Here is a 9,748-nt window from a genome sequence, read left to right on the forward strand (position 1 = left end):
CAGGCGCAAGAGCACGGCGATATTAGCAGCGCCGCGGCCGCCGGGAGAAGCGAAGGGCACCTCGCCATAGCTGTCGAGCGCGGTGGCGAGAATGATCGCCTCTTCCTTCTCCAGATCGAAGACCGGCTGGCTGCCGCGCAAATAGCCGAAGACATTGCAGCCGTAGGCTGTTTCCCACACAATTTCGCTGTGGATAGTGGCGATCGCGCCTTCGGGTAGGGCGCTTCTTCCTGCCGGCAGATAGAACCGCGGCAAATTGGCCGTGGTCTCGCTAGCATGGCAGTGCCAGGCTTCGGCGCGCTCAGCCGGGACAAAGATCACCGCCAGCGCGCCCTGGCGAAAAGCGCGCAACCAGCCGCGGCCGCAGTTGTAATCGAGCACGACAATGGCGCCAGCCACCCGACGCTCGCCAAAATCTTCGGGGTCACCGCGGCCGGCATGCAGCAGCGGTCCGCTCAATCCCCCTGGCGGGGTGACCGGCGGCATGATGCCATTGGCGCGCATGGGCAAAAGCGCGAGCGTCCGCGCTGCGCCTTCGGCGGTGCGCACTTCGACTTCGCAGCGCAAGACGCGCATTTGCGCCGCCGGGAATTCCTGTTCGATCACCGCGTCCAGCCCCATAGCGCGCAGCCGCTTCGCCACGTAGGCGGCCGCAGCTCTGCCTTCGGCTGTGCCCACCAGGCGATGCGGCTGCTGGGTCAGCGCCGCGCTATCAGCGCGCAGCGCAGCGTCGCGCTCCGCCGCCGCCGCGGTCAGCGCCAGCATGAAGCCGAGGAATAAAGCCACGCCGCGCGCCTCAGGCATGTTTTCCTCCGATGGAGCCGATCTGGATCTTCACCTCTTCGCGCCGCGCGATCCTTTCGATGCGGCCGTCGCGGATCCACATCAGGCGATCGCAGATGTTCATCATGCGGTGATCATGCGTCGCGCAGATCACGGTGACGCCGCGCTCGCGGTTGAGGCGTTGAAGGATTTCGAGTATTTCCTGTCCCGTGCGCAGGTCGAGGTTGGCCGTGGGCTCGTCGCAGAGGAGAATCGCCGGCTGATTGGCCATGGCGCGGGCGATGGCCACGCGCTGCTGCTGGCCGCCGGACAACTGGCTGGGGCGATGTTTGGCGCGGTTGGCCAGGCCCACCAGCTCGAGAGCGCGTTCGGCGCGTTCGCGGCGCGCCCTGGCTGAGAGGCCGGCGTAGACCATGGGCAGCTCCACGTTTTGCAGCACGTTGAGTTTGGGCAGGAGGTTGAAGAACTGAAATACAAAACCGATTTTCTGGTTGCGAATATGGGCCAGTTGCCGCGGCGAGGCATTGTGGATCATCAGGCCATCCAGCTTGATGGTGCCGCTGGTGGGGCTGTCCAGACAACCCAGGATGTGCATGAGGGTGGATTTGCCGCTGCCGGAGGGGCCGATGATGGAGATGAACTCGCCCGCCTCGATGTCCAGGGAGACATTATCGAGCGCGCGGATTTCCTCGCCGCCCAGGCGGTAGATTTTGCTGACGTTGCGGACTTCAACCAGCGCCATGGTTCATCCTTTTAGCTGCCGCCGCGCCGGGGGCCGCCGGCGGGATTTCCGCCGAAGTTCCTGCCGCCTTTGCCGGATTCTACGCCGGCTTTGAAGGTGTTGGTGGTGCTCTTTTTAAGCTCCTCAAAACCCTCCCGCGGCATTTCCAGCAGCACCACCTCGCCGCCCTTCAAGCCGGACTGCACCTCGGCGAATTGGTAGTCGAAGATGCCCACCGCGACATCCCGCCGCTCGATGCCGTTGGGGCCTTTGACCAGCACGAAACGCTGGCCTTCCTCGGTGAAGACGGCGGCCAGGGGGACGGCCAGGGCATTGGTCACGGAGGCGACGGGGATGCTCAGGGTGGCGGTCATGCCGGGACGCACGCGGGGGTCCATGTCGCGGATCTGGATGCGCGTGGCGAAACCTTTGATGTTATTGCGGATGGTGGCCTGGGGGGCGATGCGCTCCACGCGCCCCTCCAATTTTAATCCGGGGAGGGATTCCACCTGGATTTCCACCTTTTGTCCCGGTTGCAGGCGCACGACATCGGCCTGATTGATGTGGGCATTGACCACCATTTCATTGAGGTTGGCGATGGTCATGATTTCCGTGCCGGAATTGAAGCCGGCCGCGCCGCTGACTGTCTGGCCGAGCGACACCGGGCGGGTCAGCACGGTGCAGTCGAAGGGGGCCAGCATGCGGGTCTTGGTGATGCGATCCTCCACCAGTTTAAGTGCTTTTTCGGCGCGTTCCAGGTTGTTGTTGGCCACCTGCACCTGGTTTTGGGCGGCCTCCAACTCCGTTTTCAGATTGTCAAACTCCTCCCTGGCCACCACACGCTCTTCGTAGAGTTTCACGGCGCGATCGTAGTCCCGCTGCGCCTTTTCCAGACGCAGGCGGGCGGACTCGATTTGCAATTTGGCGCCGGAGATTTCCGTCAGCCGCTGGTCGCGCTCAATCTGCAGGTCCCGGTCGTCCAACTGGCAGAGCAGCTCGCCCTTTTTCACCCGGTCGCCGATGTCCACCGGCAGAACGGAGATGCGGCCGTTAACCTCCATGCGGACTGAGACCTGGTCGGCGGGACCGATGTCACCTGCGGCCGTAATGACAAACTCGATGTTCCGCGGCTCCACCACCGCGGTGGGGATTTCCCGGGGCGCCGCCGGGCCGGGCAGTATGGCATGGCGGCTTTGATAAAAATAGTAGCCGCCGCCGGCCATCCCCAGGACCACTAAAATAATCAAAACAAAACGCATTTAATATCCCTTTGTCCCATGACGAAGACATCCTTGCCGGCGGCCTATGCCGTGAACCAAGGTGGGCGGAGCCGCCGGTGGGCCTCGTCCTCGACTTAAATTCCACCCATTTTCTGACGGCGGCAATTCCTTTTTCATTCAACGCCGGAGCGTGGAAAAGGATTGGCAGGGGTGCGCAACCCATCCTACGCTAGCGCGCGTTTTGCAAGCGCCTGTGAACATAAGCTGCGCAGCCCGGGAATTTCTGGCGGGCACGGAATGGCGCGGGGCGGTCATCGAGCCGGTGGCCGGGGATGCCTCGGCGCGCCGGTATTGGCGGCTGGCCCGCGGCAGGCACACGGCCATTTTAATGGATGCCTCCGCCGTTGCAGCCTGCCTGCCGCCCTATGTGCAGGTGGCGGGGCACCTCCGCAGGCTGGGGTTCAGCGCTCCGGAAGTGCTGGCCGTGGACTATGAGCGGGGCTGCGCCGTTGTTGAAGATTTTGGCGATATGCCCTTCGCGAGGTGGCTGGAGGAGGGGCAGGAGGAGGAAAGGGCCTACACGCTGGCCACGGAGGTTTTAATTGCCCTGCATCAACGCGCTGACGCGATATTACCCGGCTGGCGCGCCTATGACCCCGCCCAGATGCTGGCGGACATTGAATTATATCTGGACTGGGTGGCCCCGGCACTGCCCGAGACCGTGCGTGTCGAATTCCGGCAGCGATGGATGCGGGTTTTGCCGCTGGCCCACCAAGTGCCGGCCTCTCTGCTCTTGCGGGATTATCACGTGGCCAATCTGATGTGGCTGCCGCAGCGCCCCGGCATACAACAGGCCGGGCTGATTGATTTTCAGGATGCGTATCAGGGGCCGGTGACCTATGATCTCGTGTCCTTGTTGGAGGATGCCCGGCGGGATGTGCCGCCGGGGCTGCGCGAGAAGATGCTGGCGCGTTATCTGGCCGCTTTTCGGGCCCCGAATCAGGACAACTTCAGAGCATCGCTGGCCATTCTGGCCGCCCAGCGACATACCCGCGTGCTGGCCATTTTTGCGCGGCTGGCGGCGCGTGAAGGCAAGCCGGAATACCAACGGCGTCATGCGCCGCGGGTGCGCCGGCTGTTGAGGCAGGCGCTGGCCCACCCGGTATTGGCCCCCGTTGCCGCATGGTTTGAGGATTATGGGAAACTCGATTGATCGCGCGATGGTGCTGGCCGCCGGTTACGGCACGCGAATGCGTCCCCTTACTGACCGGCTGCCCAAACCCCTGGTGCCGATTGCGGGCCGGCCGATGATTGCCTACGCTCTTGAGCATTTGCGCGCGGCGGGCGTGCGGGAGGTGGTGGTGAACGTAGCGCACCTGAAAGAGCCGTTGATACAATACCTGCGCAGTTACCCCGGCCTGCAATGTTTGATATCTGAGGAAGCTGAACCGCTGGAGACCGGCGGGGGATTGCGCCACGCGCTTCCTTTGCTGGGCGAGCGTCCCCTGTATGTCATCAACTCGGACATCCTATGGATTGACCGGGGGGAGCCGGCCCTCCATCGGCTGGCACGGCATTGGGACGAGGCGCGCATGGACTGGCTTTTTTTGGTGCAGTCGCGCGCCCGCGCGGTGGGGTATGAGCGGGGCGAAGATCATCTTTTCATCACGCCGGAGAACACGCTGGCCTGGGATGCCCACGAGGCGCCCTACATAATTGCCAGTGTGTATGTGATGCATCCGCGGGTATTGGCCGGGGTGGCCCCCGGCCGGTTTTCCGCCAAGATACTATGGCGCAAAGCGATGGAGGAGAAACGGCTGTGGTGTGTTCCGCACACCGGCCTCTGGTGCCAGGCCGGGACCATCGCCGATTTGCAACGGGCCGAGGAATTGATCAGGAGCTTTGGTGCGCGCGAGCCATCGTCGCCGGTCACTCCCCAATAATTTTTACCAACACCCGCTTGCGGCGGTTGCCGTCGAATTCGCCATAGAAGATTTGTTCCCAGGGGCCGAAATCCAATTTGCCATTGGTGATGGCCACGACGACTTCCCGGCCCATGACCTGGCGCTTCAGATGGGCGTCCGCGTTGTCCTCGCCGGTGCGATTGTGATGGTACTGCTCAATGGGGGCATGGGGCGCGAGTTTTTCCAGCCAGACTTCGTAATCATGCAGCAGCCCATTTTCTGCATCGTTGATGAAGACCGAGGCGGTGATGTGCATGGCATTGACCAGGCACAATCCTTCTTTGACTCCGCTTTTGCGCACCAGGTTCTCCACGGTGGGGGTGATGTTTACAAAGCCGCGCCGGCCGGGCACCTCGAACCAGAGATATTCCGTCAAGGATTTCATACGCGGCCATACTAACGGCCCGCCGGCGCGCGTGTCATTCAAAATTGGCCGGCCTGGTTGAGGGGATTTGTGGTTGATGACCGGCGGGTTGAACCGGCCATCTTTGTTATGCGACAAAAGGCCTGCGGAAAAACCCGGCAATGATATAATGACTGACAGGATATGTGTGCACGTTACACGCAAATCCGGGACCTTCGGGCGCTGTTGGAGCTGGTGCAATGCCGGGGTGGCCTGCCCGGCTGGGTGCCGCGGTACAACATCGCGCCTACGCAAGAGGCACCGGTGATCGTGCGGACTGCCGAGGCGGTCGAGGTGAAACTTATGCGCTGGGGGTTTCTCTGGTCGTGGGCATCGGCTCCGAGTGAATGCAAACCGATCATTAATGCCCGTGCCGAGACGGTCAGGTACAATTTCAAGGATGCCTTCGCCCGGCGGCGATGCCTGGTGCCGGCCGATGGGTTTTACGAGTGGGAGACCACGCTTGGCGCCAAACGCCCATGGCGTTTTACCTTGTGCGAGGAGGCGCCCTTTTGTTTTGCGGGCTTGTGGGAGGTCTGGAGGCCGCGGCCGGCCGTGCAGCCAGAATTATTCCCTCCCGCGGAGGGAGCCATTCGGTCCTTGGAAACGTTTACCATCATCACCACGACGGCCAATGCGCTGGTGGAGCCATTTCATTGGCGGATGCCGGTGATATTGGTGGGGAAGGCCTTGCAGGCGTGGCTGGATCCGGCGGCCAGGGCGGATGACTTGCAAAACCTTTTGCAGCCTTTTCCCGCCACCTTGATGCAACGTCATCCGGCCTCCGGTTACGTTAACCGGCCGGGCTTTGAAGGCCCGGAGAACTTGCGGGCCGAGGAAAGTTGATGGCATGCCGTGCAGAGCGCTGGCGGAGCGTTACGAGGGGCTGGGTAAGCATTGCGAGCCTCCGATTTAGGCTCTAACATTGGAGCATGTTAGATTTACAAGCACTGCACAATTTGCTGGCCGCGCATACCGCGGCGGCCGGGGCACAGGTCCGTGAGTTTGATTTGAGAGGACGGCGTTTTCAATTCAATCAACGGCCGGAAATCATGGGGGTGATCAATCTTTCGCCCGGCTCGTGGTATCGCGAGAGCGTGTGCTTGAGCGCGGAGAGCGCCATCCGGCGGGGCAGGGTGTTGCACGAGCAGGGCGCGGCGGTGGTGGATGTGGGGGCGGAGTCCACCCTGGCGCACACCGAGCGGGTGGATGAGCTGCGGCAGCAGTCGCTGTTATTGCCGGTGGTGGAGGGGCTGAGCCGGGCGGGGGTGCTGGTATCCGTGGAGACGTATCATCCGGCGGTGGCCCGCGCCGCGCTGGAGGCCGGAGCCAGCGTGTTGAATCTGACGGGCACCGAGCACGCGGCGGAGTGTTACCCGGTGGTGGCCGAACATGGAGCCGCGGTGATATTGTGCTATGTGCAGGGGCCCAATGTGCGGGAGGTGGGCGATTTTGATTTGCAGGCGGATCCGATACCGATGATGTATGAGTATTTCGCGCGGGAGATTGAACGGGCCACGCGGGCGGGGGTGGAGCGTATTTTTATTGATCCGGGTCTGGGGTTCTACTACCGCAACCTGCAGGATAGCGCCGTCCGGGTGCGGCATCAGATGAAGGTGTTTCTGAACACCTTCCGGCTGCGCACCCTGGGATTTCCCATTTGTCACGCGCTACCGCATGCCTTTGAGTATTTTCAGGAGGAAGTGCGTTGTGCCGAGCCCTTCTTTTGCGTGCTGGCGGCGCTGGGCAAAACAGATTTGTTTCGGACGCACGAGGTGCCGCGCATTCGGGCGGTGTTGGAGACGATGCAGGTTTGGGAGTAATCGCTGACCCAGGTTGCACAAAGCGGAAACCTCCCCTTTGCGGGCTGCAAGCCGGGCGAAGCAGGGAAGCCGGCCAGTCCCCTGGCGTATGTGATTGGCAGGGTGGCGTGTTCATGCGATAGTAGGTAGGTATGAAGTTTTTTTCTGGCATGGCGAAGGCCGCGTTCTGCAGCGGCGCTTTCTGGCTGGCGGCGGTTCTGGCGGTATGGGGGCAGTCGCCTCTCACGATCAACGGTGTGACCGACAAGTCCACTTACAATAACAGCGTCACTTTCCGCGTGCCGTCGGAGGCGGGATACACCTATCAAGTGCTGTTCAACAATGTGCCCATTCCCACTGATGTGGACATGGTGGTCACCAACATGGACTACCACGAGCTGCGCGTCAGCCGCACCAACATTACGACACAGGCCACCACCAATCGCCTGGTGCGCTTTATTGTGTTGTCCACGCAACGCGGCAGCCCGGAAAAGGGGCTGCCCATGTGGACGCCTTTGCCGCCGATTCCCTCCACTGCGGCGGAATGTGCCGGGGCGCGGCTGGAGCTTTGTCTGCCTGCGGTGTATCCGCAAGGGCTGCCGATTCCGGTGATTGCACGCGTGACCGACAGCGGCGATCGGGTGCGGCGTGTCAATGGGCGGGCCCAGGCGGAGGGATTCGAGACAACTCCCCTGCAGATCATCCGGGGACATGGCTCCGTCCTGCTGCCGCCCGTCTTGCAATCCGGCCTGTTCACGTACTCTCCGCGTTTGGCCGGTTTGGCGGCCACGCAAACCGTGCAAATTGAAGCTGGGACGGTATGGACGCCGTTCAGCGGCAGCATTACCGGCGTGGTGACGTGGCCGGAGAACAGCCGCATTCATCTGACCGGCCATGTAAGCATTTCCAGTAATGCCACGCTCACGGTGGGCGCCGGAACTGTTATTCGAATGAATCCGTTGGTGAACATTACCAACAATGGACAGATTTATTTGAATGGTACGGCTGAACGCCCCATCGTGCTTATGGCCACCAATGTGGTGTGGCCGGAGGTGCCTGCCGGGGCGTGGGGCGGATTCATTTTGCGCGGCACCAATGCCCAGTTGACGGCGAATTATGCCATCATGGCCGGCGGGGGCGGCGCGACGAGTTTCAATTTTTCGCCCGGGGCCAGTCATCGGAGTGAGCAGGCCGTGCTGCTGGTGCATTCGGGCGCGCGGGCGTATCTGACCAATTGCGCCATCATCAACACCGCCGGGCAGGTGGGCAATGGCTACAGCAGCACCCTCGTCTGGGAGCGGTGCCATTTTCAGCGTGCCATCACTGGCGGGGAATATTCCGGCGGCTGTTCTCTTTTAATCAATCAGAGCGCGGTGTTTGAGTTTCCCATTGATGACGGGGTGGTGGACGCCAACATTGCCGACGCCGATTACGACGGCATATATTTCACTGAGGGGACCTACGTACTGCAAAACAGCCTGTTTGGCTTCGCCAAGGACGACGCCATTGACTCCGGCAGCGGCGGGGCGGGGACCGTTCTGGTAACTAATTGCTGGGTGGAATCTGCGCTGCACGAGGCGCATGCGTGGTCGGGGGGAGGGCGGCAGACGTGGTCTTATGATACAGTGCTCATCAACAGCGGCCAGGGTATTGAGTGCGGTTGGAGCACGGGGGACAACAGTCCTTTATGTTTTGCGGAGCGTCTCCTGACGACTGCCAATGGGGTGGGCGCGCGTGTGGGGGATAATTATGACTGGAGTTATAATGGTTTTCTGCGACTGACGAACTCCCTGATTCTATACAATTACCGCGACATTTTTCTGAAAACCTGGAATGGCGTGGGCAGCGGACTCAATGCCCTGTCTTGGGAGGATCGGCTTTCCCAGGTGGACTTTCGGAGTAATTACGTGACCACGGTGGATGCGCGGTTTCCCGGCAACGTCGCATGGCAACCGGCGGAGCACGCGGCCTTGCTGGCGGGATTCATGACCCCCCCGCCTCATGCGCCGGTGGGGGTGGGACTGGCTTTGCGCACCAACCGCATGGCGCTCGCCAGCTTGTTCAACGGTGTGCCAGTGCGTCTGAGCAGTTTTACCACCAACCCCGTGAGCGTCAGTTACGCGTGGGTCAGTGGCGGCGCGGATCGCGCCACTGGACGTGTGACTTTTTTCCCTGGTGAAACGGTTAAATATATTTTCCCCCACGACTTTGACCTGGCCTCCCTTGCGAGTGTGGAATTGCAACTGCGCCAGGCGGAAAATGCTGAAATAACGGGCCTGGCGGTTCTTACGGCCACAGGCACGGTGCCCCGCCCGCAGATCACGCTGGCGGTGGTGACCAATACGTATTCGGCGTGGCGGTTGACAGAAGGCGTCTTTGTGCAACTGTCATCGCCTTCTGCCATGCCGGTGGCGCTTGGTTACCAGTTCACCGGCTCGAATCGGGTGGTGCAGGCAGGCACTGTGGTGGTGCCGCCCAATACCTTGCGCGCCCAACTGTTGCTGACCAATGCATCCCCTTTTGATTACGACTTTCTTGAATTAAGCGTGGGTCAGGCTGAAAACGCCACCCTTGGGGGTATAACCAACGTGGTGTTTGCGTACACCACCGTGCCCCTGCGCCTGGGATTGGCGGCTGAGGGGCCGCTGGCCATTGCCCAGTTTACCAATGGCGTCATGGTGACACTTAATGCCCCTGCCGTGCAGGGGGTGAGTGTGGATTTTGAAATCCTGGGCAACCGGGTGGGGCGGACCAATGGGACGCTGGCGTTTGCGGCGGGGGCGTTGAGTGCGGTGCTGCAGGCGCCCACCGTGCCGGTGGCGGGCAATGATTTCCTTCTGGTGACCCTCAGCCGG

At 61.8% G+C, this 9,748-nt stretch carries 9 protein-coding genes; 5 read left to right on the top strand and 4 right to left on the bottom strand.

Annotated features, from left to right (window positions below):
- From N3J91_07950 to N3J91_07960, 3 genes are all read right to left on the bottom strand, one after another.
- Window positions 1-804 (bottom strand): PA domain-containing protein (locus N3J91_07950; protein MCX8156363.1); only part of this gene is annotated, 804 nt, incomplete at its 3' end.
- Window positions 797-1,519, bottom strand: a complete 723-nt coding sequence (locus N3J91_07955; protein MCX8156364.1) for an ABC transporter ATP-binding protein — start codon at window positions 1,517-1,519, stop codon at window positions 797-799. The genes N3J91_07950 and N3J91_07955, both read right to left, overlap by 8 nt.
- A gap of 17 nt (window positions 1,520-1,536) precedes the next feature.
- Window positions 1,537-2,763 (bottom strand): efflux RND transporter periplasmic adaptor subunit, encoded by a 1,227-nt coding sequence (locus tag N3J91_07960; protein MCX8156365.1) that lies wholly within the window; start codon window positions 2,761-2,763, stop codon window positions 1,537-1,539.
- A gap of 214 nt (window positions 2,764-2,977) precedes the next feature.
- Here N3J91_07960 and N3J91_07965 point away from each other — a divergent pair, with 214 nt between their 5' ends.
- A complete protein-coding gene (locus N3J91_07965) occupies window positions 2,978-3,937 on the top strand; it encodes a phosphotransferase (protein MCX8156366.1) in 960 nt (319 codons plus the stop codon).
- Complete coding sequence (locus tag N3J91_07970) at window positions 3,921-4,667, top strand: nucleotidyltransferase family protein (GenBank protein ID MCX8156367.1); 747 nt, start codon at window positions 3,921-3,923, stop codon at window positions 4,665-4,667. Before N3J91_07965 ends, N3J91_07970 begins: the two co-directional genes overlap by 17 nt.
- On the opposite strand, the gene N3J91_07975 is transcribed toward N3J91_07970, so the two are convergent.
- Window positions 4,654-5,073 (bottom strand): secondary thiamine-phosphate synthase enzyme YjbQ, encoded by a 420-nt coding sequence (locus tag N3J91_07975; protein MCX8156368.1) that lies wholly within the window; start codon window positions 5,071-5,073, stop codon window positions 4,654-4,656. The genes N3J91_07970 and N3J91_07975 overlap by 14 nt on opposite strands.
- 162 nt (window positions 5,074-5,235) lie before the next feature.
- On the opposite strand from N3J91_07975, the gene N3J91_07980 reads away from it, so the two are divergent.
- The 3 genes from N3J91_07980 to N3J91_07990 form a co-directional block, all read left to right on the top strand.
- Window positions 5,236-5,937, top strand: a complete 702-nt coding sequence (locus tag N3J91_07980) for an SOS response-associated peptidase (protein ID MCX8156369.1) — start codon at window positions 5,236-5,238, stop codon at window positions 5,935-5,937.
- Window positions 5,938-6,023: 86 nt separating this feature from the next.
- Entirely contained in the window at window positions 6,024-6,914 is an 891-nt protein-coding gene (locus N3J91_07985) for a dihydropteroate synthase (GenBank protein MCX8156370.1), read from the top strand.
- A 149-nt stretch (window positions 6,915-7,063) separates the two neighbouring features.
- Window positions 7,064-9,748, top strand: a 2,685-nt coding sequence (locus tag N3J91_07990) for a hypothetical protein (GenBank protein ID MCX8156371.1), incomplete at its 3' end; no start/stop codon positions are given.

This window comes from Verrucomicrobiia bacterium, from assembly GCA_026414565.1.
Classification (GTDB): domain Bacteria; phylum Verrucomicrobiota; class Verrucomicrobiia; order Limisphaerales; family Fontisphaeraceae; genus Fontisphaera.

Bases quoted from the DNA above. Each gene is read 5' to 3' on its own strand.
- N3J91_07975 (MCX8156368.1), bottom strand. From the start codon at position 5,073: ATGAAATCCTTGACGGAATATCTCTGGTTCGAGGTGCCCGGCCGGCGC.
- N3J91_07980 (MCX8156369.1), top strand. From the start codon at position 5,236: ATGTGTGCACGTTACACGCAAATCCGGGACCTTCGGGCGCTGTTGGAG.
- N3J91_07985 (MCX8156370.1), top strand. From the start codon at position 6,024: ATGTTAGATTTACAAGCACTGCACAATTTGCTGGCCGCGCATACCGCG.
- N3J91_07960 (MCX8156365.1), bottom strand. From the start codon at position 2,763: ATGCGTTTTGTTTTGATTATTTTAGTGGTCCTGGGGATGGCCGGCGGC.
- N3J91_07970 (MCX8156367.1), top strand. From the start codon at position 3,921: ATGGGAAACTCGATTGATCGCGCGATGGTGCTGGCCGCCGGTTACGGC.